We start from the raw sequence: 25,810 nt of genomic DNA on the forward strand, positions 1-25,810 counted from the left end.
GGTGCGCGAAAAAAGACCCGATTCTAAAACCGAAAAACGATTGAAGCCAGCGGCGAAAACACCGAAACTGCTTGTGAATTACCGGTCGGAAATCCAGGTAAAAATCACCCGTGTGAGAAGGTTCTGTTAAAGGAGAAGAATATGAGAAAGCTGTTCTACGGAATGTTGCTGTTAGTAGCAGTGGTTCCTGCTATGGCCGTTGAAGTGGGCGAGCCGGCGCCGGAATTTTCGTTGCAGGCGTCCGATGGAAAAACCTACACGCTGTCGGATTTCAAAGGCAAGCAGGCAGTGGCCATTGCCTGGTACCCCAAGGCGTTCACCAAGGGTTGCACCATCGAGTGCAAATCCCTGGCGGAAAACGGTCATTTGATTCGCGAGTACGACGTTGCCTATTTTATGGCGAGCACCGATGAGGTGGAGGAGAACAAGAAATTCGCGGCGGAACAGAAAGCGGATTTCCCGCTGCTGAGCGACCCCACCGGTGCCGTCGCCGAGGCCTACGGCGTGAAAATGCCGGTATTGAATATGGCCAAACGAGTCACCTTCTACATCGGCAAGGATGGAAAGATTCTGAAAATCGATGAGAACATCAAGCCGGCTACCAGTGCCGAGGATATGGCGCGCACTCTGGGTGAGTTGGGTGTGGCAAAAAAACAATAAAAAAAGGCCGCATATTGCGGCCGAACACTTGGGGGTGTTGAGTAATCGGTATCAGGACCATCGGCGGTCCTGAGGAAATTATTTTTTGGCAATCAGTTCCATTCCCAGCAGTTCAGGGATGGACTGATGCAGTTTTGTTTCCAGTTGGTCCAGCGCGTGCAGTTGTTGGCACAGTGACTCCGCGCGGGCTTCCAGTTTTTCCGCTTTCATTTCTATTGCCGCTTCGGCGGCCTCTGCCGCGGCTTCCGCGTTCCTTTCAATACTTGCACCACCGGTAAATACCGCTTTCATCGCGTGCCAGGAAATATTACGGGCAGACTTCATCGCCAGTTTTTCGATCTGTGGTTCCAATTCTCTTTCGAAAGCTCCTCCGAAGGAGTCGCCAACCCATGGGGTGCCGAAGGTATATACGTCGCCCTGCCGCCTGGTCTGCGCCAGCAGTTTTTCCCGCAGCGCTTCGGACGATTGCAGAAACTCCTGGGTGTCTGAGTCATCGGGACCGGCAAGTGCGGCGAGGGCAATGCCGACGCCGTTCATGGCGATATCGATGGCATCCATCGCAATCTGCGACACCTGGCGCCCGGCCGTGTGCAGTCCCTGTTGGTAGGACTGCATCATTTCCTGTTGCTGGCGATTGAGAAGCAGCCCTGTATCGCCCACCGCCAGTTGGTCCGGGGCGTTGTAGGCGAACAGCGGTTGGTTATCGTCTCCGTCGCGGGCTTCCATAAAGTCCGGCCCGACGGTGATCTGATGGTGGATATCCACGTCGCAATAGTGATGGTCATCCGAGTCCAGATGGATCTCGGCTGCCTGCACCGGCGCGGTGACGGAAAGGGCCATTAAAGAAGCGAGGGTCAGCAGGCGAATCTGGTTCATCATCATGTCCGGTCAGAAACTGTTCCAGGTGGAATAAGAGGCTTGATCTGCAGGTATGACGCAAGTCATTGCCATTCTGGATGCAGTGGATGCGAAAAATGGTCAGAAATTTTCTGGCACGCATATTGCTGAATTTAGGTTAAGCCGTATCGACAGGCATTTAGTGCCGCCGTCAGGCGCAGAAGGGCGCTGGTCGCAATGACCGTCACTGGCCCTTAACAGAAGTATCCGTTGTACCCGATGTCCAGTTTCACCGCGCAATCTGATGCGTACGCGGTGCGGGGTTTCTTTGCCCGAAAAAATCAAAACTCAACAAAAAGTTATGGCGTTTTTTTAATAAAGAGGGGTGGCTCATGAAGCGGAAGTCTCTAAGTTGTGCTGTGGTAGCAATTATCGCCGGAGGTGCCATGGCACCGGTTCCAATGGCGGTGGCAGATGAAATAGAGGAAGTAGCGGTGACCGGAGTGCGGGGCAAGCCGCGCTCGGTTTCTGATTCGCCAGTACCGGTGGACGTATTCGGCAGTGAGGCGCTGGAGTCGGTTTCCCACACCGATACCAATGATGTGCTGATGACCCTTGTTCCCTCCTACAGCCTGTCGCGCCAGCCGATCAGTGACGGCGGTACCTTTATTCGCCCGGCACAGTTGCGCGGTATGCCCACGGATAAAACCCTGGTACTGGTGAACTCCAAGCGCCGCCACCGAGCCGCACTGGTGGAGATCGGTGGTTCCGGTACCCAGGGCCCGGATATTGCGACCATCCCCAGTTCCGCACTCAAATCCGTCGAGGTACTGCGCGATGGTGCGGCGGCTCAATACGGCTCCGATGCCATCGCCGGTGTGATCAACTTTATTCTGAAAGACAATGATGAAGGTGGGTCTTTTGGCGTTCGCACCGGTGAGTACAGCGAAGGTGATGGCTTCCAGACCACCGCCACCGGCAACGTGGGTATGCCGCTTGGGAGCCGTGGCTTCCTGAGCATTTCCGGTGAGGTGTCTTCTGCGGATTTCACATCCCGCTCAGAGCAGTACTGTGAAAGCTGGTTCTGTATCGACGATCAGGATGCGGCGTATATCGAAGCGGCAAAAAAAGCATCTCTTGAAGGTGATGTGGTGCAGCCCTGGGGGCAGCCCAATTCCGAAGCCGCGCGGCTGTTCTTCAATGCCGGCTACGATCTCGGCGAGGGCCGGGAACTCTATACGTTCGGCAACTACTCCGAAAGCTCGGCGGACGGCGGTTTCTATTATCGCTATCCGGGCAATGGCACTATTGAAGATTTGCGGCTGGAAGACGGTTCCATCTACAGTCCACTGGAAAAATTCCCCGGCGGCTTTACTCCGCGCTTTTTTGGCGATGTCACTGACTATGCGCTGGTCTCCGGGCTTAAAGGCGAAATGATTTCCGGTCTTGCCTACGATCTGAGTGCGCGTTACGGCTACTCGGAGGTGAGCTATACCCTGAAAAATACCATCAACCCGTCCATGGGACCGGATAGCCCCACATCCTTTAAGCCGGGCACCCTGGCGAATGAGGAAGTCCAAATCCAGGCGGACTTCTCCAAAGAGTTAATGCTGGGCTTAAGCAGCCCGGTGGTGGCCGCGTTCGGTTTCAGCTATATGGATGAATCCTACGAGCTGACCGGCGGTGACGAGGCTTCCTACGAGGCGGGCCCCTATGCCACACCAGATCCCTGGGGCCTCTGCAATGCCGATGGCACCGCCTCCAGCGCGGGTCTTGCCGCTATTGCGGATGGCTCCAGTCTCGATTGTGCCGATCCGGATGATGCGGTCTATCAGGTGGTGGGTGTGGGTTCCAACGGTTTTCCCGGGTACTCGCCGGAATACAGCGGCAGCTATTCCCGCGACTCCTATGCCATCTACGGCGATCTGAGCACCGACCTCACCGATCAATTGTTTGTGCAGGCCGCTATGCGATTCGAGGATTACTCCGACTTTGATTCGGAGCTGGTGGGCAAGCTCGCGATGCAATACGACATCACCGACAGCATCGGGCTGCGCTCCTCGATCGGCACCGGCTTCCGCGCACCAACGCCGGGCCAGCAGGGTACCACCAACGTGTCCACGCGCCTGCCAAACGGCTTCCCGGTGGCGACCGGCCTGTTTCCCGCCAGCAGCAGTGTCGCCCAGGCGCTGGGCGCCGAAGCCCTGAAGCCGGAAACCTCAACCAATTTTACCTTTGGGTTCACTGCGGATTTTGACAAGTTCAATCTGACGGTGGATTTCTATCGCATCGACGTGGACGACAGGACTTACGCGATCTCCACCCTGGATGTTTCCGCAGATACTGACAGTGGCGCGGCCTACGAAAACTATCTGGCACTGGTGGACGCCGGTGTGGTGGGGGCGGAATCCATTGGCGGTGTCTTTTACTTCACCAATGCCTTCGACACACGTACCCAGGGCGTAGATTTGGTGGCGACCTATCCACTGGAGTGGTCCGCAGACAACACCACCAACATTACCGCTTCGCTCAATTACAACAAGTCGGAATTTACCTCGGACCCCAGTGAATACCTGAACGAGGAGGATCAGCACGACTTCGAAAACTTCGACCCGAAACTGCGCGGCGCCGTGACCGCGATGCACGATATTGGCCCCGTCTCGCTGATGGCCAGGGCCAATTGGTACGGGACTTCGGAAAATTACGAGGATGGCGAGGTGCAGAAGTACGGCTCCGTGGTACAGGTGGATCTGGAAGGTAAATACCACTTTACCGAAGCCACCAGTGCCAGTATCGGCGGTCGGAATATTTTTGACGAATACCCAGACGAGGATCTACTGGGCGACTACTGCTGCGGTGCTATCTATCCCACCGGTTCCATCGTCGACTGGCAGGGCAGTTTTTACTACCTGAGTCTCCAACACAATTTCTAGTCTTCCATTGCCTTTCACGTGCTTGATCCCCGCTTTGCGGGGATTTTTTTGCGCGACAGAAGTTTGTCGAGCCGGTACTCACTTGCGAGTCGGTTGGATTAATCACACTAACCGTGCGCAGTATCCGGATTTCCGCAAATCACGGCCAGTATGCTCGTTTGCCTGTGGCGGCGGGCGCTGCGTGACGCGAACTAAAAGCGATAAACGTTTTCGCGAATCGGATACCGGCAGAAAAATGGCCAGCAGTGCTGGCCATTTGGAGGAACAGGCGTTTGCTCAGCCCAAGCGATGAAGAACTTTTGGCAGTGCGGAAGTGTATTTCTCCACATCCTCGATAAAGCCCATACTGACCCGCGACCAGTTGGTGTAGTCGCGGTAGATACCGCGGATAAACACACTTTCTTTTTCCATCTCCGCGCGGAAAGTTTCCGCATTGAGATCGCCCAGATTGACGAACATGAAGTTGGTGACGGAGGGGAGCGCAGTTAGCCCATTCTCTTTAACCGCCGCACTGACCATCTCCCGCGCTTCTTTCACCTTGTTGCGGCAGTAATCCATAAACGTGTGGTCTTCGTAGCTGGCGATGGCGGCGGCGAGGCCGGCCTGGTTGAGCCCGTACCAGCCCACACCGTACTTTTCGATTTCTTCTATCTTCTCCGGTTGCGCAATCAAGTAGCCCACGCGCATACCCGCAAGCCCGTAGATTTTGGAGAAGGTGCGTGCAACGATAATGTCATGTCCCTGCTTCACCAGGGGAATGACGGTATTGGCATCGCTGTTGTCGGTGAGTTCGTTATAGGCCTCGTCCGCCAGCACGGTACACTTTTTGGAAGCTTTGATGCAGAAATTCCGCATAGCGATCGGGTCAATCAACAGACCCGTGGGGTTGTTCGGGTTGGTGACCTGTACCATGGAGATGGAATCGTCAATGGCTGCGTACATGGCATCCAGGTCGATCTGCAGAGACTCCAGTTTCGGCAGCCTTTTGATTTCGCCCAGCTCCTGAACCTCCACTACCTGAGCTGTGGTATCCCAAAACAGATCGGGACCGAGAATGTTGCCCTTGCGCCCGGCGACGATGGCGGCCGCTGTGAGTCCTGCACTGCTGCCAGAACCGAGGGAAATGTAATCCGGTGTCAGACCGTGGCGTTCAGCAATCATTTCCTTGAGCCGCGTTACACTGTCGTAAACGTAGTAGGCCCCTTTCTGGCTTGCCTCCATTATGGCTTTGAGGGCGGCGGGACTGGGCCCGTAGGGATTTTCGTTTGCGCTGAGCCTGGCCACACCCGGCGGTGGGCCGTACAGCGGTTTGGGTCTGATAATTTCCTTGGCGGAGGCGCTGCTCGCAAGTCCACCCATGGTAGCCGCGGAAAAGGCCGCTGTTGCCCCTTGTAAAAACAACCTTCTGCTCAGTGATTTGTGCATTATTCTGCTCTCCTGGCTGTGTGTTTTGTGTTTTGTGTTTATGTGTGTTGGATTAACGCTGTAATCAGGCCTTGGCAAACATCGCCAGGGAGACGGCAATCAGGTACACCCCGAACAGCCGCTTCAGATGCAGCTCATTAAGACTGTGTGCCCAGCGCGCACCGATAGGCGCGGAAATGATAGAGAACGCGGAAATCGCAATCAGCGCCGGGATATTGATGTAGCCGATGGAGCCCATGGGCAGATTCGGTGCGTCGAGCCCCATAATGAGGAAGCCGATGGCTCCGGGCAGACCGATCAGAAAGCCGATACCAGAAGCGGTTGCAACCGCCTGATGCGCAGGGCGGTTGCACAGCACCATGGTCATCACGGTAATGGTGCCGCCGCCGATGCCGAGCAGAGACGAAAACCCACCGAGAAAACTGGCGAGCCCGGCGCGGGCGAGGCCGGTAGGCATTTCGAGTTTGCCCTTGAGGCCATCGAACAGATTCGGAAACAGGAAATAGATGGAGTAGAGGAGTACACCGGCCGCAAATACATAGACAAGGCTTTTGCTGTCGGTAAACGAGGCAATATACAGACCGGCGCCGACGCCCAGCACAATCCATATCGACCAGTCCCGCAATACCTTGAAATCCACCGCCCCTCGCTTGTGGTGCGCCTGCACCGAGCGCGCCGAGGAAATCACGATGGAAGCGAGGGAGGTACCCACAGCGACCCGCATCATTTCATCCGAAGCGCTGTGCAGAAAGGGAAATACGGCGAGCAACGCGGGCACTACCACAAAGCCTCCGCCATTGCCGAACAGTCCCGCGGTAATTCCCGCGATAAGACCTGCAGCGCACAGCAGCAGGATGAATAGAGATACTTCCTCAATACTCATAAATTTCCCCGTTTGTTCCCCGTTGAACAAAGGGTGAAAAGCATTAAACGTGCCAAAAGCCGGGCATACGCGGTGAGTGGAGTCGGGGCGAAAGAAATCAGGGATCGGGGGAGTGGGATCTGAGAATGCGAACAGTATGCACGTTGCAGTTCGGCCGCCAATTCGCTATCAAGCTCGCGCCAATTTTAAGTTGGCGAAATTCCGGTACTTCATTGGCCAGAGGAAACGTTAAGTCGGTGCTGCCTGTTTTGCCGATATGATTAGCCGCCCGGGTTCTATGACAGACGTAGGGGCGAGAAACCATTAACAGGCCATCGAAGATAGTGGAGGCAGTAAATGAATCATTGTCGAAGCGGATCGGAGTCGAGGTAACGGGTATAGTTCTGGTTGATTATCACTCATATTGTGGTTTTACTAACTCTTGTGTTTTTTTATTGTTCGTTTTGTATTTTTTGTGGTCGGCTCTAACGAAATTACACTTCATTACACGCTCTGGACTGGCGTCGATCACTGTTTTAGCCTTGATCGCTATTTTCTGGGGGGCTTCGCCGTCACTGTAGTCTGGTTGTTCAGGGGCTCCAGTTATTGCTGCGCGCAATGACCTCTGGCTGTATTTGACGTTAATAACCGGATTGCCCATGAAACACGGACTTTTCTCCCGAAATCTTTTCACTTTACTGTTTTCAGTTGTGCTGGCGTTGTCGGGCTGCGGCGGCGGGGGCGGATCGAGCGAATCGCCCCAGACTGGTGGTTCCAGCAGCTCAAGTTCGGGCAGCTCCGGGGGCGGATCCAGCAGTTCCAGTGGCGGTGACGTTGTGTCCATGGATGGCATATTCCTGGACAGCCGCGTGGTGGGACTCTCCTACACCACCACCTCCGGCCTTGCCGGTACCACCGATGCCCGCGGGAAATTCCAGTTCAGGCAAGATGACCACATTGTCTTTTCAGTGGGGAATATCGCTTTTCCGGAAGTAGCCGCCTTACCGGTAATGACGCCTTTTGATTTGTTTGCGCTCCGGGATTTCAGCAGCAATGAAGTGATCAACACGCTTGTGCTGTTACAGACCCTTGATGACGATGGTGATATTGAAAATGCCATCGTTATCCCGCAGGTGAATATTGATGCACTGGCCGCCGCCGACATTAAATTGGCCGATTTGTCCGAGTCATATAAGACGTTTCTGGCTAGCGCAAAGGTCAAGGCTCTTATTGCGTCGCTGCCAGGAAGAGACGGCCCGGTGATGCCAGCCAATGCCATTCGACACTTTTCCCGTCAGTTGGCGGAATCCACGCTGCTCGATTTTGACGGCGATGGTCTGATGAACAACGTCGACCCGGATGATGATAATGACGGTGTCGCGGATGAACTCGACCAGTTGCCTTGGAACCCCGATGAACAGCGGGATTTTGATGGCGACTATCTGGGGGACAATACCGATAAAGATGACGATCAGGATGGACTGGAAGACGCAACCGACAACCTTCTGGAGCTGGTGCATATTGGTGCCAGCGCAGCTGAAGGCATTGCCGATACCTATGTAGATGCGGATCGTGGCCTACTCTACATATCCAATAAAAGCAGAAAGCGTGTTGAAGTACTGGATCTATACTCCGGCGACCTTTTGCAATATTTCACCTTTGACCACGCTCCCGAGCGGATGGCGGCTACTCCGGATGGGCGCAAGCTTTATGTGGCGCTTCTGGAGCAGGAACATAGCTCCTACTGGTGGGAGGAAGATCAGCTGGGCCACGTAGCGATAGTCGACCTCGAGTCCCGCACTCTTGTTAAAACCCTCACACTCAATATCGATCCATTCGATCTGGTAGTTACCAGTGGCGGAAAACTGGTAGTGACGTCGGGATCCGGGCAGTGGACCAACATCATCGCCTACGATGCGGATACTGGCGTAGAGCTTGGCCGCATGAGCAATCACATTTACCAGGGTTCATATATCAGCCTGCACTCGGATGAACAATCCGTATTTGTCTCCAGGTCCAGCTCATCGGAAATCGAAAAGCTGGATATCAGTGGCGCGGGTATTGTGCGCCCCTCTAATGTATCCACCAACTACAATCATCGCGCTGGTTACGACGTCTGGACCACGCCAGATGGTAAGTATGTCATTGCTGGTGCCGGGGACCTGTTCTTAGCCAGTGACCTTTCCTATGTAAAAAGTATTACTCCGCCGTCGGTAACGATCCATCACGTACATTTTGATACTGCGCGGGGTCTTGCCTGGCTCATGCTTTCCGACAAGAGCATTCTGATTGTCAATCTGTCTACCTTCGAGGCAGTAACCACAGATATGTATTTTGGCAATGCTCTCGGAGTCCATACCCATGGGGACAGTGTCAGTTACTTTCTGGTTGACCAGAATGAACTAATCACCATCAAGAAACAGCACCCCTGCGCCGATTGCGGTAACAATTCAGCACCCGTCGCGCGCTATGCTTACACTCCGACCGATGGCAACACGACCGATCTATACACGTTCGATGCATCGACCAGTAGCGATAGTGAAAGTAGCGTAGGGCTTAAGTACCGCTGGGATATCGACAACGATGGTCAGTGGGAAGCGGACTTCTCTTCCAGTCCGATATTGAAGCATCGCTTCACACTGGCGGGCTTGCGCTTTGTTCGCCTGCAGGTAAAGGATCCGGGGGGGTTGGTTTCCACGGCTGTCAAGAGCGTCAACGTTGCGCAGGGGATTGATCCCGGTGTGGTTGTAGAGGATGCTGTCGCCAATAGCCTGAACTTCAATGTTACCGAAGTACAGGAGGACAAAGCGCGCAACCTGCTCTATATCACCGACAAGGCCGGCAAACGTCTGTATGTAGTGAATGTCACCACCGGCCTCACCGAGCGATATTTCGAATTCGATTTCATGCCTGAGCGCATGACCATGACATCCGACGGTTCTACCCTGTATCTGGCATTGCTTGCCCAGGAGCACAGTTCTTATTGGTGGGAGGAGGAGCAGTATGGTTATATCGCAGAGATCGACCTGCAACAGCTTGCATATGTCCGCACATTCAAGATAAATACCGACCCCTACGATCTGGTGGTTACAGACGCCGGCAAGCTGATCGTGTCGTCGGGTTCTGGTCAGTGGACCGATATCTACGCGTACGAAGCCAGTACTGGCAAGGTTCTCGGCAATGCATCCATTAGTCAGGCATCCCGCCTAACTCTCCATCCGTCCCAGAATTGGGTGTTTGCGGCGGACACGGGTTCGTCTCCATCCGATTTTGAAAAATTTGATATTAGTGGCGCAGGTATTGTGAGTGTGGGTGACTCCCCCTACCACGGCGACCACCGTATAAACGGCAACGTATGGGCTACGCCGGATGGAAAGTATCTGATCACACGCGGTGGTGATATTTTCAATGCCTCCGACATGACGTTTGTTACGAACCTCACCGCCCAGGGTGTTTACATTGAACAGCTGACTTTCGATCCGGTGGAAAACACGGCTTTCGCTCTGACGTCTGCCGACAGCCTGCAGTATTTCAATATGACCAGCTGGTTACAGGTTGGCAGTGTTCCTGTACTGAATGGGAGTGAATGGATTTCCGTAATGGGTGGCAAAGTCGTTGCTCTGGCCGGTACGGAGTCTGAATCCCTGCTTACGGATATGGAGCATCCCTGTACGGGTTGCGGTGCTAATACTGCACCTACGGCATCTTTTGAGTATGCCCCGGAAACAGGTAATACCTCGAACGTATATGAGTTTGACGGTAGTGCAAGTAGTGATTCCGAAGATGGGAGTGCAGTGCTCTATCGCTGGGATCTGAACGGTGACGGAAAGTGGGACTCGGCGTTCTCCAGCAACTCTACCGCGGAACAGAAATACCTGCTCTCGGGCAGCTATCAGGTGCGTCTTCAGATCAGGGATTCCGGCGGTCTGACCTCCACCAGAACAAAGGTGGTTTCGGTTGCCCAGGGCATCGACAATGGTGTTGAAGTCTCAGACAGCGCGGCCCATTTGCTTGACTTCACTGTGACAGAAATGGAAGTCGATCTTCTGCGCAGCAAGGCTTACATCAGCGATAAATCGGAAAAGCGGTTATATGTAGTCGACCTGTTAACCGGATTGACTGAACGTTACTTTGAATTTCCGGCAATTCCGGAGCGCATGGCGATTACTCCAGATGGCAGTAAGTTGTATCTCGCGTTACTTTCTACGAGTTCTAATGCATACCGCAGTTTGGAAGAGCAGCTCGGCTATGTTGCTGTGTTTGATCTCGAGCAACAGGCCCATGTAAATACACTGCCGGTTGCGATTGACCCCTATGACCTCGTGGTGACGGATGCAGGGCAGCTGGTTGTCTCTGGACGTTGGAATCACGTCCAGGCATATGATGCTGACAGTGGCAATCTGCTTAGTAGTCTCAGTGTGGCAAGCCAGCTCGTGTTGGCCTTGTCTCCTTCGCAGAAGCAGGTGTTTGCGGTTCAGTCCGACTCATATTCCTATATCTACAAACTGGATATATCGGGTATTGGTATTGATGATTCGGTGGATTCCGTTTATCTGAGCAATCATCGCGTGAATGGCAATATTTGGGTTTCCCCAGATGGAAACTACCTGATCAGCCGCGGCGGCGATATTTTTCGCACATCAGATCTCTCCTTTGTGTTTGGGTTGACCTCGGAGGAGGTGCGGATAGAGCAACTGGCTTTTGATACAGCGGAAAAACTGGCGTTTGCGCTATTGTCAGACGGAAGTGTTCAGTACTTCAATCTAAGCAGTTGGTTGCAGGTTGACACCATGTCGGTGCCGGCAGATACGGTATCCATTTCCGTAGTTGGCAGCAGTGTGTTCGTTGTTTCCGAAGGGCAGACGGCATTCCAGCTGAGTGAATACGTACATCCCTGCATTGGCTGCGGCGCTAACACCGCGCCGGTGGCCGCGTTCAGTGTTGATGCAGCGGCGATGGATACGGCGAACACATTTACCTTCGATGCCTCGGGCAGTATTGACAATGAGGATGGTGATGCACTGCAGTACCGCTGGGACCTGAACGGTGATGGTGAGTGGGATGGTGACTTCTCTACCAGTTCTTCTGCCAGTCACAACTATATACTGGCGGGTAGCTACCTCGTTCGCATGCAGGTCCGCGACTCGGGAGGGCTTGCTTCGATTGCGCAGAAGAGTCTCTCTGTCGCGCAGGGTGTGAACACGGGGATAGAGGTAACGGGCAGCATTGCCAATCAGCTGGATTTTGCCATAGCCGACTTTGTGGTGGACCAGACGCGGAATAAGGCTTACTTCAGCGATAAATCAGCTAAGCGTCTATATGTGGTAAATCTGTTGAGTGGTCTTACCGAACGCTACTTCGAGTTTGAACAAATGCCGGAGCGATTGGCGATCACACCAGATGGCAGCAAGCTCTATCTTGCGCTGCTGGTGCAAGAGCATAGCAGTTACTGGTGGGAAGAGGACCAGTATGGTTATGTGGCTGAGTTTGATCCTGAGCAACAGGCCCATATCAACACTATCCTGGTGGCGACAGATCCTTACGATCTCGTGGCTACTGATTCCGGTAAACTGGTGGTGGCGTCGGGTTCCGGCCAGTGGACAGATATCCTCTCTTATAATGCCGAGACCGGCGTCCTGCTTGGGCAGAATGGCATCCGGCAGCGTTCACGCCTCGCGTTGCACCCATCGCAGAACTGGGTATTTGCCGCGGACAGTGACTTATCTCCTTCCGATATTGAAAAATTCGACATTAGCGGTACTGGCATCACCCGTCTCGGCGATTCACCCTATCACGGATACTACCGAATGAATGGCAACATCTGGGCGACGCCTGATAGCCAGCACGTTATAACCCGCGGTGGCGATGTATTCCTCGCCTCCGACATGACCTATGTCCTCAGCCTGACTGCGACTGGCGTAATGGTGAACAGCTTGGTGTTCGATGAATCTGCCGGTGAAGTTCAAGTACTGGGCTCGGACGGCACACTGTATGAGCATGACTATCTTACGAGCTTTGCCCGTACTGGCAGCGCCAACAATCTGGTAAATCCACTGCATCTGTTGCGCAGCGGAGACAAACTGTATGTTATCTCCCAGGGAATCAGTGGTCTGGAGTTACAAGAGCTGAGTCAGGAGTAAGGTAATTCGGAATAAAACAACGGCACCGAAAGGTGCCGTTGTTTTATTACCTCGCCAATTAAGCAAGAATTGCGACTGATTAATACCGGCTATACTAACCGCGCACAAACTGCGACTTTCTGATCCAGTGCTTACCGCGATAACTGCGGGTGGACGCCGAGGTGGTTTTCGCCCAGAAGTATTCCCGGTTGAACTGAAATTCCACTTCATAACCTTCCGCGAGTGCCGCCAGCGGCATGGCCTGCCAGCTGGACTGGCGCCGTTTGCTGGTGGCTTCGAGCAGGTATTCCGTGTTATTGACAACAGCCACGACCCAGGCGTGGCCCTCACCCTTATGGGTACCAAGTGCGACCCGCGCATCCACCCCGAGATTGATCAGCCAGTCCGCCAGCAGGATGGCGTGGTCTTCGCAGTCACCGCGTTTCTGGTAATACGCTTGGCGGGAGGTCTGCCAGATATCTGCAAGCCCTGCGTACTGCAGATGGTCGTACTGGTATTCCTTGCGCATGGCGAGAGTGTACAGCGGGACCCAAAGCTCCTTGGTCTCAAAAGGCTGGAAGCCGACGAGATAACTGTTGGCGAAGTGATGGTGACTGTCGAGGCCGCGGGCAGAGGCGGTGACGTTTTCCAGCCCTTGCCAGTTCCAGATAGAAATGTAGCCGCTCTCTGCATCCGAGCGTTTCCCCACCGCCTGTTGCACCATTTGTTCCGTGAGTGGCGAGCGGCTGCCTTCCACCAGTACAGTGCCGCGCTGGTTGTCGCTGACATCGGTAGGTTCGCCCTCCCCAGCGGCGGCGCGCTGGTGGCTCAGAACAACGCTGTCTCGCAGTAACTGGTTCCGCTGTTGGAGCAGCTCCGGCAGCATCATCAGTATGCTCAGTAGTACTCCGGTGAGCAAAAGGCGCACGGGAAATTAACCTCAACCTTTCAAACCAAAGGAAATGATCATTGCTACAAACACCAGAATGGTGGAAGCAAATATCGCTACGGCGATGTTGCCGTTTTTGAGTTCCTGTTCGATATCCACATGTTTCAGCAGCTTTTTGTCGATCACGAGCAATGCAACCATACCCACGATGATGGCCAGTACGGTGTAGAGCAGGTTGATACCGAGATTGAACAGGGTGGCGGTAAGAAATTCTGGTTGCACGTTTTTTGTCCATTTTGAACCAATAAGGACTCAATTAGATCATATTGAAGACCAGTTTTCCGCTTTCTTAAAATGCGCAGTATTGACAAAACCAGGCTTCTGAAAAGGGTCGGTTGTGAACCACCGGATCAGAAAATTTATCGGGAAATTCGTTGGGGACGGCGGTCGGGCGTGAGTAGACTTCGTGGCACGTTGGAAGAGGAGGAGTTTTCCATGCGTTACTTAATACCTGTAGTACTGTTCTGTTCACTTTCCGGTGCCGCCCTGGCGCAGCAGCCGATATCCCAGCTTCCTGCTGGTGCTTCGGAAGTTCAGATCATGGGCACCACCTACTGGAGAAGTGGCAATAATTTCTATCAGTTCAACCAGGACACCGGCCTGTTCTATCAGGTACCTCAACCTACCGTACAGGCTCATAAGGACCGTGTATTGCAAGCGCATATGTATCAGCGCAGCCAGACATTGCCGGGTACAGGCCTGAGCAGTGATCAGCTTGAGGGTTGTCGGAACGTGGCAGCGGATAAATCCAATGCGGTCCCGAACCGGGGCAGTGAGGTATTTATCAATGCCTACAACAGCTGCATCCGGGATCTGCAGCGGTAAACGTCAAAGGATCTGTGAGAGCGAAAAGGTTTGCCGGTTAGCCGGCAAACCTTTTTATTGGAATGGTATCTGGTGGTCCATGCGGCATCAGATTCCCGCGAGATGTGGGGACGCGTTAGTTACGACTTCATTAAAGTCCAGCGCCATACTGACGCTGAGTGCGGTGATGATAAAGATAGAAAACGCGAACACCTGTCGCGCCCAGCTGTGAATATCCACATCCCTCCGGTAACCCCGCAGTGCCATCACCAGCCACCAGAAACTGGTGGTGCAGGCCACCGCCGTAAAAGCCACGCCGGTATAGCCGTTCAGTGGCAGCAGGATGCTGACCAGTGAAAACACCGCGATATACAGCACGATATGTAGCCTGGCCTTGCCGACGCCCTGCGCCACCGGCAGTACCGGGATATTCGCCGTTGCGTAGTCGCGGAAACGGAATATCGCAATGGCGTAGGAGTGCGGCATCTGCCACAGGCAGAACATCAGCAGCAGGATCAGGGCCGCATTGTCGCACTGGCCGGTGACCGCGCAGTAACCCACCACCGGCGGCACTGCACCGGAGAGCGCGCCCACCAACGTGCCGTATACGGAATTGCGCTTCATATACAGGCTGTAGACAACCACATAAATCACAAAACCCAGCGCAGCGAAAGCGACGCTGACGGCGTTGGTGAATACCGCCAGCAGCGCAAATCCCACAACGCCGAGCGCTATTCCAAACACAAGCGCCGCGCGCACCGAGAGGGCGCCGGTGACGGTCACCCGATTGCGGGTACGCTGCATACGCGCGTCGATATCGCGGTCGATGCAGTTGTTGATAGCGCAACCGGAGGCCACCACCAGTGACAACCCGATTACCGTGGCGGAAAACAGCTGCCAGTCGATGTCCCCGCGGGCGGCGAGAAAAAATCCCCCGGCGACCGAGATCAGGTTGCCGGCGATGATGCCCGGCTTGGTGACGTGAATGTAATGTTTGAGCATAGCCATTCCCGAATCGCCAAAAGCGTCAGTGCATCATCATGGCGTTGGAGGCGTAGATGATCCATATCGACAATCCAACCACCATGACGATGATCAATGCGGTAAACAGGAAGGCGAATGTGTTCGCACGCCCTTGTTCGGAGAAGTTCAGGTGCAGGAAATATTTGAGATGCACCACCACCTGCACGATTGCCATTGTCACCATCAGCCAGATATTGGTGGCCTTGTCGAATTGAGCGGTCATCACCGCCCAGAATGGAATGGCGGTGAGAATGACCGACAGTGCAAACCCCACCAGGTAAGACTTGACGCTGCCGTGATCCGTTTCATGAGAGTGATCGGCATGTAAATCTGTCTGCGCGCTCATTAAAGAACCCCCATCAGGTAGACAACGGTAAATACACACACCCAGACGATATCCAGGAAGTGCCAGAACAGGCTCAGGCAGGACAGCCGCGTGATGGTCTGTCTGCCGAGACCGCGCTTGACCACTTCGATCATCATCACCGCCATCCAGATCAGGCCGGCGGTAACATGCAGACCGTGCATGCCGACCAGAGCAAAGAACGAAGACAGGAAGGCGCTGCGCGACGGGCCATTACCCTCGGCGATCAAGTGATGGAACTCATTCACTTCCATGCCGATAAACACCGCGCCGAAGGCAAAGGTCACCAGCAGCCATCCGAGGGTGGCACCTTTGTTCTGGCGGTGTGCGGCGATCATCGCAAAACCGTAGGTGATGCTGCTGAACAGCAGTGCCGCGGTTTCGATAGCGACATAATCCAGTTCGAAAATATCGCGTCCAGATACGCCACCGGCAGTGTTCATAAACAGGACTGCGTAGGTGGCGAAGACTGATGCGAACAACAGGCAGTCGGTCATCAGATAGAGCCAGAAACCGAAGATGGTGTTCTCACTCGTGTCGTGGTGGTGATGATCCGGTGCCGTGTTGGCACCCTGATGTACGTGAGCGATCGCGGTCATGCGGACACCTCCTCGATAGATTCTTCGGCAGCTTTTTTGCGGCGCTTGGCCGGGGTGGCCTGGTGGTGAGCGGGAGCGGGATTCACGTGGCGCAGGTGCGCGTATTCGATACGTGCGATTTCATCCGGTTGCACGTAGTAATCCACATTCGAGACGTAGGCGCGCTGCAACAGAAAGACCACCGCGGCCACAAGGCTCGCCACCGCCAACCAGGTGATATGCCACACTGCGGCAAAGCCGAACGCGGTGGCTGCACTGGCGATTAGAATTCCGGCAGCGGTATTTTTGGGCATGTGAATGGGCGCATATTTGGCGGGGCGCTGGTATGCGGTGCCTTTTTCTTTCATATCAGTAAATGCATCGATGTCGTCCACCTGCGGCAGCACCGCAAAGTTGTAGAACTGCGGTGGCGAAGCGGTGGACCACTCCAGGGTGTGGCCGTTCCAGGGATCGCCGGTGAGGTCGCGGTTCTGCTCGCGGTTGCGAAATGCCAGATACAGCTGCACAAATTGCAGCACGATGCCCACGAGAATCACGAAGGCACCGGCACAGGCGATATACAGCCAGATATTCCAGTCGGGGTTGTCCGTGTGGTTCAGACGGCGGGTCATGCCGAGGAAACCCAGTACGTACAGCGGCATGAACGCCATATAGAAACCGATCTGCCAGCACCAGAAAGAGGCCTTGCCGATGCGCTCGTTCAAGTGGAAGCCCATGGCCTTGGAGAACCAGAAGGCGAAGCCGGCGAGGTAGCCGAACACCGCACCGCCAATGATGGTGTTGTGGAAGTGTGCGATCAGGAACAGGCTGTTGTGCAGCACATAGTCCGCCCCCGGCACTGCCAGCAAAACCCCGGTCATGCCGCCGATGGTGAAGGTCACCATAAAACCCAGCGTCCACAGTACCGGCACCGTCATACGCAGGCGGCCGCGATACATGGTGAACAGCCAGTTAAACAGTTTTACGCCGGTGGGTACCGCAATGATCATGGTCATGATGCCGAAGAAAGCATTCACATTGGCGCTGGAACCCATGGTGAAAAAGTGGTGCAGCCACACGATGAAGCCGAGGATGGAAATCGCACCGCTTGCCCACACCATGGATGTGTAACCAAAAAGACGCTTGCCGGTGAAGGTGGAAATTACCTCGGAGAAAATCCCGAACGCGGGCAGCATCAGGATGTACACCTCGGGGTGACCCCAGGCCCAGAACAGATTGATATACATCATGGCGTTACCGCCAAGATCGTTGGTGAAGAAGTGGAAATCCAGGTAGCGATCGAGGGTCAGCAGGCCCAGCACCGCCGTCAAAATCGGAAAGGAGGCCACGATTAGCACGTTGGCCCAGGTGCAGGTCCAGGTGAAAATCGGCATGTCCATCAGCTTCATGCCCGGTGCGCGCATCTTGAACACGGTCACCAGAAAATTCACCCCTGTCAGCAGCGTGCCGACGCCGGAAATCTGCAGTGCCCAGATATAGTAATCCACGCCCACGCCGGGACTGAATGACAGCTCCGACAGCGGGGGATAGGCGAGCCAGCCAGTCTTGGCAAATTCACCGAGACCGAGGGAAATATTGATCAGCACAGCACCGCCCGCAGACAACCAGAAACTTAGATTGTTCATGAATGGGAAGGCCACGTCGCGCGCGCCGATCTGCAGCGGCAGCACGATGTTCATTAGCCCGATCATGAATGGCATCGCCATGAACATGATCATGATCACCCCATGGGCGGTGAAAATCTGGTCGTAGTGCTCCGGCGGCAGATAACCGGCGGCGCCGTTGGTGGCCATGGCCAGTTGCGTGCGCATCATAATTGCGTCGGAAAAACCGCGGATCAGCATGATCAGCGCCAGCAGGATATACATCACGCCCAAGCGCTTGTGGTCGACGGACGTTATCCAGTCAAACCACAGGGTGTCCCACTGTTTCGCGCGGGTGATGGCGATGGCGATGAGAATGCCGGCGATGCCGACCACCGCAAGAGTGCCCATGATGATGGGCTCATGATAGGGAATGGCTTCCCAGGATAAGTTTCCGAGCAGATTCATGGGTTACTCCTCCGCTTTGCCATGATGCATGGTGGGGTGCATGCCAGTGGCACCGTGCTCCATTTCTTGATGGACAGGGGCCTTGTTCCAGGTGTTGTAGTGCTGCATGTACTTGAACATGATCTGGTGGAACAGCCCGTCGCTCACCGCGCTGAAATATTCCACTGGGTGGTCTTCGCTGGGTTTGGCGAGATCGGCGTAGCGGGTACTGTCGAGGGTTGGATGACCTTGTTTCATATCGCTTGCCCAGCGCTCGAATACTGCTTCGTCCACCGCTTTGGTTTCGAAGTGCATACCGGAAAACCCCGCACCGCTGTAGTTGGCCGAGAAGCCCTCAAAGGTGCCTGGCTCGTTGGCGATCAGGTGCAGTTTCGTCTCCATGCCGGCCATGGAATAGATCTGACTTCCCAGTTGCGGAATGAAAAACGAGTTCATGGTGGATTCGGAGGTGATCTTGAAATTCACCGGCACGTTAGTGGGGATCACCAGCTCGTTGACCGCGGCTATGCCCTGTTCTGGATAAATGAAGAGCCACTTCCAGTTGAGGGAAACCACTTCCACGGTGAGCGGGTCGCGCTCGTGTTCCAGTGGTTTGTAGGGATCGAGACTGTGGGTGGAGCGCCAGGTAATGACGCCGAGAATGACCACAATCACCACCGGGATAAGCCACACGGTGGCCTCGATCTTGGTGGAGTGGGCCCATTTGGGCGCATAGATTTCATGCTCCCGCCCTTCGCGGTATTTCCATGCGAAGTACAGGGTCATGACGATAACCGGAATGACCACCAGCAGCATCAGCACGGTGGAGATGATAATCAGGGATTTTTCATCGACACCCACTTGTCCCTTGGGGTCGAGCACGCCGCCGTCGCATCCCGCCAGTGCAAGCACGGCGGCAGACAGCGCAGCGTTTCTGAGGCTACGAATAAACACGAGGAGCATTCCTCTCGCTATGGAGGTTGATAACAACTACCGGGGGTAGTGAGAAATGCGCTGGCTAATTTCGAGCGAACAAGTCCAGCCCCTGCTGCCGCAGGCAGTCAGGTCAACGGATTTGTTGATTCCGGAAAAAATCAGCGCGCACGGTCGGAAAGACCGAACTGTTTACGCGCGGAAGGGAGGCGCCCGAGAGGAATGGGCGGAGCGGTGTGCGGAGCACAGTGCCGGAGCCGGCGGTTGCTGTGCGCGGAGAAAACGTTTGAAAACGGCGCGCAGGCTTCTGAAAAAACTGAGCAGCAGTTGCAGCCAGAAATGCCGGAAAACGAAGATGCTGGTAATCAGCAGGGCGGCGCTGGCAAGCGCGACGATGGTTTCCGAGGTGATGCCGCTTTCAAGGATCGGCATAAATTCAGCGGGGTTTGGCGGAAACCCGAATTGCAGCAGCAGATTGGAGAAACCGAAGAAGGCGCTGCCCAGCAGCCAGAATACGAATGCCGCCTTGACCTTTGGGTCAAGGTTGGCCGGAGGTATTCCGGGGGCATTGGTAAGACGGCTGATCGCTTTCAAAAACTCATCCAGCGGGTAGTGCTTGCAGGTGACACCCTGCGTCTTGAACCGGGAATTCGTTCAAAGAATGTACTTTCCCCGGCGGTTGCGCGCGAAGCCTACCAAACAATCCCGGGGTGTACAAAGGGAAACCGTCTGCTGACCGGTCAGTAGGCGCCGCGGATCAGTTCGATTCCCGGTTCGAGTGCCCGGCGCCAGGCCTGCGCGGTGGCGTCCTCAAAGTACGGGTCGTATTGCTGCAGTGTTGCCAGCAATGCGTCGAGCCACAGGCCGTACCATTCCGGGCGGATATTGTAGCCGCTGCGGGAATGACTGCATCCCAGCGCGCGCAGTTTGGTATCCGGCATGCCGCGAGCGTGCAACACCAGCTGCATGATGCCGTTGCGCAACAGATGCCGCTGGGCGGCCATGTCGGTATTGACGAACAGTGCACGGATTTCTTCGGAGCTACCCATGAAACGATCATAAAAATCGACAAAGAAATATTCGTTATTACAGCAGCGTCCATAGCTCTGAAACACCACATCGCTGTCGGCATTCCCCATCGTGGATCTCCGTGAATTTTGATACCAGTAAATACGGTCGGCGGTGCACCGCCCTCTACGCGCGTCGCTGATCGAGGCGGGGGGATTCTAGTGGTAGGGTTTGTGGAGAAAATTGATCTAGATCAAGCCGGTTGATTAAATTGATCTGGATCAATTCGCTCTTTCGGGTAGTAAAAAAATTTCCCTGAGCTCGCAAATAGAAAAGGGGCCCATTTGGCCCCTTTCTTTTGCTTGCTGTACTCAGCTGCAGTTTTTGCCCTTGCAAGGTTTTCCACCACCGCTGCCACCGCCGCTGCTGCCGCCAGAACTACTGCTACCGCTACAGCCGTTGACCGTCAGATAATCCACGGCTGCTTTTGCTTGCACCAGACCGTAGCCATAGGCATTGTCGCGCCCGACTGCACCGAGGTCTTCCGCGGTATTATTCAGCGCGGTACGGATCTCACTGGCGCTGCAGCTGGGGAAATGGCTCCATACTAACGCGGCGACACCGGCTACATGTGGGGTGGCCATAGAGGTGCCATTGAAATAGGCGTAGTCACTGGGCTCAATGGAGAGGCTGGCGCTGCTGCCGATTTGGCCGAGTAGGGTGGCTCCGTCAATGTCGGAAATGCCGGCCGACGGGATACCGGTAACGGTTTCTCCCAGGGTGCCGAATAGCATGCCGGGCTCATTGTTGTAGACCACCGCCGCCGCACCACCGCCAGCTTCACAGGCCTGGACTTTTTCCGCAAAGCTGATGTTGCCGCGGGCAATCAGGCATATTTTGCCGTTGGCGTCCGCACAGGTGGATTCGCCAAGGCCGCAATCCATCAGGGTGCCGCTGGCACTGCCCTGTGGGCTGCCTTCCATGCCAGAGGCTTCGATGGTGTCTCCAGCCGCGGTAAATGTGGTGGCGAGGCCCATGCCCACCGGTACAGAGGACAGGACATCCACGCCGGGGCCGGCGAGTTCGACCTGATCGGTCTGTTGGGAAAAGTCCGCGATCATCTTGTTGCTGTCGATGGCGGCAATGGACATGACGGAATCGTACGAGGCCGGGTAGGAATGACGGGTGTTGCCGTCGTTGCCCGCCGCGGCGATGGAGAGAATGTTGTAAGTACTGTACAGGTCAGCAAAGGCGCGCTCTTCGGTGCGAGATTTCGTGGTGCCGCCGAGACTCATGTTGATCACACTGGCGCCGTTGCTGGCACACTGATCCGCAGCTGCGACCAGTGACGAAGAATAGGCCCAGCCGTCAGCACCGAATACCTTGACGATATGCAGCTTGATATTGGCATTCGGCATCACGCCCACCACACCTTTGCCGTTGCCGATCGCGGCGATAGTGCCCGCCACATGGGTGCCGTGGCTGTTCTCGTCGGTGTACCAGAAACCGGTTCCCGGATCGTTGCTGCCGGTGACATTGTTGCCGGATAGATCCTCGTGGGAGAGGTCATAGCCGGAATCGATGATACACACGGTCTGGTTGCCGGCCAGCACATCGCTGACCTGATCCGCCTGCACCATGGGGATGCCGAATGGCAGGCTTTCCGCCATCGGGTAGCGCTTTACATCCTCTTCCACAAATTCCACGTTAGGGTTGTTGCGCAGTGCAGCGAGAGCTTGCGACGGCAGGTTGGCTGCCATGGCATTGTGCTTTTCCAGTGTCAGAGCGGAACGTCCACCGTTCTTTTCCATCATCGCTTTTACGGCGGGGCCTTTACCTGTCTTGAATTTGACGATGTAGCGTTCGTCGGAGGCACTGGCCTGTGTGGATATGGCCAGAGCCAGTGCGCTGGCGATTAACGTTGGAATGGATTTGGTCATCTTTTTATTGCTCCAGAATAGGCTGGTACTTCTTATTGTTGATGGTTTTTGTGGCTGCCGTTGTATCGAACCCGATACAGGCGTACAGCCGGTGAAGAAAATCTAGCAGCTTTTTGCGCGGCTCCAATTGCCGGATATGGCAAGTGTGGAGCGCTGATCAAAATCTTTTTTTGTGGATGAAATTCGCGTCAAGCTAGTGGAGGGCGAGAGGTACTTACTCGTCAGTGTTAATGGGGGTGCAACTTAACTGGTACGTTTGTTCCTGTTTGTGGGGTCTGGCAACATCGGGTCACAACACTTTCAGAGGTGTCCCCGGTGGTGGATTGCCAATGTTCGGGCGCAGTGAAGTTCCGACGGACAAAACATAAAAAAAGGTCGCGGCGTACGCCGCGACCTTTTTTTATGTTTGCAGGGGCTTTCCCGGTAGTTGTTCAGCTGCCGCCCGCTATTGGATGTCCGTCCACATTCAGCTCGGAAATAGTTCCAATTTCCAGTTGTGCGATTTTTTCTGCAATTTTTTCCTTGTCACCCACTATCACCCACACAAATTGTTCCGGCTTGATGGTCTGCTTCGCCAGTTTGCGTACCCGCTCCAGGTCGATACCGCGCACCTGCTCGGCGTAGCTGTCCATGTAATCCAGTGGGCGTTCGTAAGTGACGAGGGATGACAGGGCGCCGGCCACAGCGTTGATGGTTTCAAAGCGCCCTGGCAATTCGTTGATGCGTTTGTCCTTCAGTTTCTGCAGTTCATCCGCCTTGGCTGGATTACTGCCGATATACGCGCGCAGTTCCTTTTGCAGTTCCGCGAGGGATTCACTGGTCTTGTCGGTCTGCACCGGGGCATACACCAGCAGTGGTTGCTGGCCTTTGGCGCCGGTGAGGAAGGAGTAGGCGCCGTAGGCCCAGTGCTTGTCCTCCCGCAGGTTCATATTGATGCGCGCGGTAAAGGTGCCGCCCAGAATATCGTTCATCATGTGCAGGGTTTCGCGCTCGGGGATTTTCTCCGAGGGTGCGAGCAGGCCGCCGATGATGATGGACTGTTCCGATCCGGGTTTGTCGATCAGGTAAACGCTGGCTTTTTCCGGCAGCGCCACCCGCGCGAGATTTTTCACCGGCTTGGCAGATTGCGGTGCGGTCCAGTCGGCGAAGTGCTGCTGCAGTTTTTCCTGCAGTTGCGGCATGGTGATGTCGCCGGCAACGATCAGGGTGGCATTGTCCGGGCGCAGCCAGGTCTGGTGGTAGTTCATCAGGTCGCCGCGGGTGAGTGCGGTGATGGACTCCTCGGTGCCGCTGCCGGTAAACGGAATGCTGTAGGCATGCCCCTCACCGTACAGCAGCGGCGGCAGGTTGCGCAGGGCCATCTGCACCGGTTTGGTTTTTTCCTGCTGGATGCCGGCGATCCAACGGCTGCGCTTGCGCTCGATTTCTTCATCGGCAAATGCGGGGTTCAGCAGCACATCCGCGAACAGTTCGATGGAGGCGTCGAGATTACTGGTGAGGGCGTTCAGGCTCACGCTGGAAGTATCGAGGTCCGCACTGGTACCGATGGTGGCACCGAGGATTTCCTCGCGCGCGCTGATCTCCAGTGCACTCAGGTGTTTGGTGCCTTCCTTCAGCATGGACATGGTGTAGCTGGACGTGCCGAGCCGCGCGCCCTGGTCCGCGGCGTAGCCCGCGTCAAATTGCAGCTCCATGTTCACTACCGGCACCGAGTGACGCTCGGCCAGCACGATCTTCAGGCCGTTGGGCATTTCCGCGGTCTGGATATCCGGGAAGGGCACTGACGGGAAGTCGCCCAGCGCCGGCAGTTTGCTGCGGTCGGCGCCGCTTGCGGCGGTTTTGTATTCAGGGAAGGGGTGCACTTCGATCACGTGATCACCGCTCGACAGCCACTTCTGTGCGGCGGACTGCACCTGCGCCTGTGTCAGTTGCTGGCGGTGCGCCATCGCTTCCAGATAGCCGTTGGGGTTGTCCAGATAGAGCTCGCCGCGGGCGAGGATCACGCCCTTGCCGCTCCAGCCGCCCACTTGTTCCAGGGCGCGCGCGGTGGCGGCGTAATCGGTCATGTTGACCCGCGCCAGCTCTTCGCTGCTCGGGCCCTCGGCGAGAAACTTCTGCAGTTCCTCGTCGATAGCCGCTTCCACAGTGGCGAGATCCACACCGGGTTTGGCGTCGGCCACCACCTGGATCATCGACGCCAGTTCAAATTCGTATTCAGACACGTACACACTGGTGGCGATCTGGTCCTGGTAGACCAGGCGTTTGTACAGCCGCGAGTTTTTGCCATCGCCGAGGATGGAGGCGGCGAGGTCGATGGCACCCGCGTCTGCGTGGCCGATGTTGGGGGTGTTCCAGGCCTTGTAGATGCGCGACTGCGCCACGCGGTCAAACATACTCTCGCGGGTGGACTGGTCGCGCTTGGCGATCCACGAGTCCTTTTTCGCCAGCGGCGGGCCCGCGGGAATATCACCGAAGTATTTGCTCACTTTCTCTTTCGCGGTGGCAACATCGATGTCGCCCGCCAGCACCAGCACAGTGTTGGCCGCGCCGTAGTAGGTTTTGAACCACTCGTGCACGTCTTCCAGGCTCGCTGCATTGAGGTCTTCCATGGAGCCGATGGTCTCCCAGGAATAGGGGTGGCCGGCGGGGAAAATGGCCTGCTGCATCTTGCCCATGACCTTGCCGTAGGGTTGGTTTTCCCCCTGGCGCTTCTCGTTCTGCACCACACCGCGCTGCTCGTCGAGTTTTTCCTGGGTGATCACACCGAGCAGGTGGCCCATGCGGTCGGATTCCATCCACAGGGCCATGTCCAGCGCGTTGCTCGGCACCGTTTCGAAATAGTTGGTGCGGTCGAGCCATGTAGTCCCGTTCATGCCGGTGGCGCCGGCCTGTTCGAAGGGCTTGAAGTATTCGTCGTCGTAATTCTCCGAGCCGTTGAACATCAAATGCTCGAACAGGTGGGCAAAGCCGGTGCGCCCGGGTTTCTCGTCCTTGGAGCCCACGTGGTACCACACGCCCACAGACACGATTGGCGCCTTGCGATCCTCGTGCACGATTACCCGCAGGCCATTGGGCAGGGTGAATTTCTCGTAATCGATACTGAGTGCTTGCGGGGTGGCTGCGGTGGACTGCAGTACTTCTGCGGCGCCTTTGTCGGGCGTGGTGATCTTGCCGCTTTCGTTGCCGTTGTTGTTGGGGTCGCCGCAGGCGGCGATGGCGAGGGCCAGGGTGGCTGGCAGCCAGAGTCTGTTTGCCATAACAGGTTTCCTTATTGTATTGGCTTTCATTATTCAGGGTTTGTGCGTTCGAGACCGCACCGCGGAG

Annotated in this window: 20 protein-coding genes; 6 read left to right on the plus strand and 14 right to left on the minus strand. The window is 55.5% G+C overall.

The genetic code is table 11. The features are described from left to right. Positions 1–141 precede the first annotated feature (141 nt). Complete coding sequence (locus FDY93_RS04160) at positions 142–660, plus strand: peroxiredoxin (protein ID WP_246068451.1); 519 nt, start codon at positions 142–144, stop codon at positions 658–660. Between the two features lie 78 nt (positions 661–738). Here the strand turns inward: FDY93_RS04160 and FDY93_RS04165 are convergent, their stop codons facing one another. Then, complete coding sequence (locus FDY93_RS04165) at positions 739–1,536, minus strand: DUF2884 family protein (protein WP_171018882.1); 798 nt, start codon at positions 1,534–1,536, stop codon at positions 739–741. A 55-nt stretch (positions 1,537–1,591) separates the two neighbouring features. Between FDY93_RS04165 and FDY93_RS19410 the strand changes: the two genes are divergently transcribed. Then, entirely contained in the window at positions 1,592–1,738 is a 147-nt protein-coding gene (locus FDY93_RS19410; protein WP_171018883.1) for a hypothetical protein, read from the plus strand. A gap of 205 nt (positions 1,739–1,943) precedes the next feature. Next, entirely contained in the window at positions 1,944–4,430 is a 2,487-nt protein-coding gene (locus FDY93_RS04170; protein ID WP_246068452.1) for a TonB-dependent receptor plug domain-containing protein, read from the plus strand. Between the two features lie 276 nt (positions 4,431–4,706). Here the strand turns inward: FDY93_RS04170 and FDY93_RS04175 are convergent, their stop codons facing one another. The 3 genes from FDY93_RS04175 to FDY93_RS19415 all read right to left on the minus strand — a co-directional run bounded on the left by FDY93_RS04175 (position 4,707) and on the right by FDY93_RS19415 (position 7,561). Beyond that, the gene (locus FDY93_RS04175; protein ID WP_138234472.1) at positions 4,707–5,855 is read right to left on the minus strand and encodes a pyridoxal phosphate-dependent aminotransferase; all 1,149 of its coding nucleotides are present in this window, start codon (positions 5,853–5,855) and stop codon (positions 4,707–4,709) included. A gap of 64 nt (positions 5,856–5,919) precedes the next feature. Further along, complete coding sequence (locus tag FDY93_RS04180) at positions 5,920–6,738, minus strand: sulfite exporter TauE/SafE family protein (RefSeq protein ID WP_138234473.1); 819 nt, start codon at positions 6,736–6,738, stop codon at positions 5,920–5,922. A gap of 394 nt (positions 6,739–7,132) precedes the next feature. Then, the gene (locus FDY93_RS19415) at positions 7,133–7,561 is read right to left on the minus strand and encodes a hypothetical protein (RefSeq protein WP_166219310.1); all 429 of its coding nucleotides are present in this window, start codon (positions 7,559–7,561) and stop codon (positions 7,133–7,135) included. On the opposite strand from FDY93_RS19415, the gene FDY93_RS04190 reads away from it, so the two are divergent. After that, on the plus strand, positions 7,560–12,857 hold the full coding sequence (locus FDY93_RS04190) for a PKD domain-containing protein (protein WP_171018884.1): 5,298 nt from the start codon (positions 7,560–7,562) through the stop codon (positions 12,855–12,857). The genes FDY93_RS19415 and FDY93_RS04190 overlap by 2 nt on opposite strands. 94 nt (positions 12,858–12,951) lie before the next feature. On the opposite strand, the gene FDY93_RS04195 is transcribed toward FDY93_RS04190, so the two are convergent. Further along, positions 12,952–13,764, minus strand: coding sequence for a transglutaminase-like domain-containing protein (locus FDY93_RS04195; protein WP_240914041.1), 813 nt, complete (start codon positions 13,762–13,764; stop codon positions 12,952–12,954). A gap of 12 nt (positions 13,765–13,776) precedes the next feature. Beyond that, positions 13,777–14,007, minus strand: coding sequence for a DUF350 domain-containing protein (locus FDY93_RS04200; protein WP_105103243.1), 231 nt, complete (start codon positions 14,005–14,007; stop codon positions 13,777–13,779). Between the two features lie 213 nt (positions 14,008–14,220). On the opposite strand from FDY93_RS04200, the gene FDY93_RS04205 reads away from it, so the two are divergent. Then, positions 14,221–14,610 carry a hypothetical protein gene (locus FDY93_RS04205; RefSeq protein ID WP_138234476.1) on the plus strand — a complete coding sequence of 130 codons (390 nt, stop codon included), beginning with the start codon at positions 14,221–14,223 and terminating at the stop codon, positions 14,608–14,610. Positions 14,611–14,697: 87 nt separating this feature from the next. Here FDY93_RS04205 and cyoE read toward each other — a convergent pair whose 3' ends face one another. Genes cyoE through cyoA form a run of 5 tightly spaced genes read right to left on the minus strand, consistent with a single transcriptional unit; the run spans position 14,698 to position 19,559 of the window. Continuing rightward, the gene (cyoE, locus tag FDY93_RS04210) at positions 14,698–15,591 is read right to left on the minus strand and encodes a heme o synthase (RefSeq protein ID WP_138234477.1); all 894 of its coding nucleotides are present in this window, start codon (positions 15,589–15,591) and stop codon (positions 14,698–14,700) included. Between the two features lie 25 nt (positions 15,592–15,616). Continuing rightward, complete coding sequence (gene cyoD, locus FDY93_RS04215; protein WP_138234478.1) at positions 15,617–15,958, minus strand: cytochrome o ubiquinol oxidase subunit IV; 342 nt, start codon at positions 15,956–15,958, stop codon at positions 15,617–15,619. Then, complete coding sequence (cyoC, locus tag FDY93_RS04220; protein WP_138234479.1) at positions 15,958–16,575, minus strand: cytochrome o ubiquinol oxidase subunit III; 618 nt, start codon at positions 16,573–16,575, stop codon at positions 15,958–15,960. Before cyoC ends, cyoD begins: the two co-directional genes overlap by 1 nt. Then, positions 16,572–18,626, minus strand: coding sequence for a cytochrome o ubiquinol oxidase subunit I (cyoB, locus tag FDY93_RS04225; RefSeq protein WP_138234480.1), 2,055 nt, complete (start codon positions 18,624–18,626; stop codon positions 16,572–16,574). Before cyoB ends, cyoC begins: the two co-directional genes overlap by 4 nt. A gap of 3 nt (positions 18,627–18,629) precedes the next feature. Further along, positions 18,630–19,559, minus strand: coding sequence for a ubiquinol oxidase subunit II (gene cyoA, locus FDY93_RS04230; RefSeq protein ID WP_138234481.1), 930 nt, complete (start codon positions 19,557–19,559; stop codon positions 18,630–18,632). Between the two features lie 243 nt (positions 19,560–19,802). Between cyoA and FDY93_RS04235 the strand changes: the two genes are divergently transcribed. Beyond that, positions 19,803–20,285 (plus strand): hypothetical protein, encoded by a 483-nt coding sequence (locus FDY93_RS04235; RefSeq protein ID WP_138234482.1) that lies wholly within the window; start codon positions 19,803–19,805, stop codon positions 20,283–20,285. Here FDY93_RS04235 and FDY93_RS04240 read toward each other — a convergent pair. The 3 genes from FDY93_RS04240 to FDY93_RS04250 form a co-directional block, all read right to left on the minus strand. Further along, positions 20,279–20,677 carry a globin gene (locus FDY93_RS04240; protein ID WP_138234483.1) on the minus strand — a complete coding sequence of 133 codons (399 nt, stop codon included), beginning with the start codon at positions 20,675–20,677 and terminating at the stop codon, positions 20,279–20,281. The genes FDY93_RS04235 and FDY93_RS04240 overlap by 7 nt on opposite strands. A gap of 240 nt (positions 20,678–20,917) precedes the next feature. After that, positions 20,918–22,486 (minus strand): S8 family serine peptidase, encoded by a 1,569-nt coding sequence (locus tag FDY93_RS04245; RefSeq protein WP_138234484.1) that lies wholly within the window; start codon positions 22,484–22,486, stop codon positions 20,918–20,920. 431 nt (positions 22,487–22,917) lie between these two features. Then, on the minus strand, positions 22,918–25,743 hold the full coding sequence (locus tag FDY93_RS04250; RefSeq protein ID WP_138234485.1) for a M16 family metallopeptidase: 2,826 nt from the start codon (positions 25,741–25,743) through the stop codon (positions 22,918–22,920). Positions 25,744–25,810 lie beyond the last annotated feature (67 nt).

Origin of the sequence: Microbulbifer harenosus, assembly GCF_005771435.1 — a bacterium.
Lineage (GTDB): Bacteria > Pseudomonadota > Gammaproteobacteria > Pseudomonadales > Cellvibrionaceae > Microbulbifer > Microbulbifer harenosus.

Bases quoted from the DNA above. Each gene is read 5' to 3' on its own strand.
- FDY93_RS04160 (WP_246068451.1), top strand. From the start codon at position 142: ATGAGAAAGCTGTTCTACGGAATGTTGCTGTTAGTAGCAGTGGTTCCT.
- FDY93_RS04165 (WP_171018882.1), bottom strand. From the start codon at position 1,536: ATGAACCAGATTCGCCTGCTGACCCTCGCTTCTTTAATGGCCCTTTCC.
- FDY93_RS19410 (WP_171018883.1), top strand. From the start codon at position 1,592: ATGACGCAAGTCATTGCCATTCTGGATGCAGTGGATGCGAAAAATGGT.
- FDY93_RS04170 (WP_246068452.1), top strand. From the start codon at position 1,944: ATGGCACCGGTTCCAATGGCGGTGGCAGATGAAATAGAGGAAGTAGCG.
- FDY93_RS04175 (WP_138234472.1), bottom strand. From the start codon at position 5,855: ATGCACAAATCACTGAGCAGAAGGTTGTTTTTACAAGGGGCAACAGCG.
- FDY93_RS04180 (WP_138234473.1), bottom strand. From the start codon at position 6,738: ATGAGTATTGAGGAAGTATCTCTATTCATCCTGCTGCTGTGCGCTGCA.
- FDY93_RS04190 (WP_171018884.1), top strand. From the start codon at position 7,560: ATGGATGGCATATTCCTGGACAGCCGCGTGGTGGGACTCTCCTACACC.
- FDY93_RS19415 (WP_166219310.1), bottom strand. From the start codon at position 7,561: ATGGACACAACGTCACCGCCACTGGAACTGCTGGATCCGCCCCCGGAG.
- FDY93_RS04205 (WP_138234476.1), top strand. From the start codon at position 14,221: ATGCGTTACTTAATACCTGTAGTACTGTTCTGTTCACTTTCCGGTGCC.
- cyoE (WP_138234477.1), bottom strand. From the start codon at position 15,591: ATGCTCAAACATTACATTCACGTCACCAAGCCGGGCATCATCGCCGGC.
- cyoD (WP_138234478.1), bottom strand. From the start codon at position 15,958: ATGAGCGCGCAGACAGATTTACATGCCGATCACTCTCATGAAACGGAT.
- cyoC (WP_138234479.1), bottom strand. From the start codon at position 16,575: ATGACCGCGATCGCTCACGTACATCAGGGTGCCAACACGGCACCGGAT.
- cyoB (WP_138234480.1), bottom strand. From the start codon at position 18,626: ATGAATCTGCTCGGAAACTTATCCTGGGAAGCCATTCCCTATCATGAG.
- FDY93_RS04240 (WP_138234483.1), bottom strand. From the start codon at position 20,677: ATGGGGAATGCCGACAGCGATGTGGTGTTTCAGAGCTATGGACGCTGC.
- FDY93_RS04245 (WP_138234484.1), bottom strand. From the start codon at position 22,486: ATGACCAAATCCATTCCAACGTTAATCGCCAGCGCACTGGCTCTGGCC.
- FDY93_RS04250 (WP_138234485.1), bottom strand. From the start codon at position 25,743: ATGGCAAACAGACTCTGGCTGCCAGCCACCCTGGCCCTCGCCATCGCC.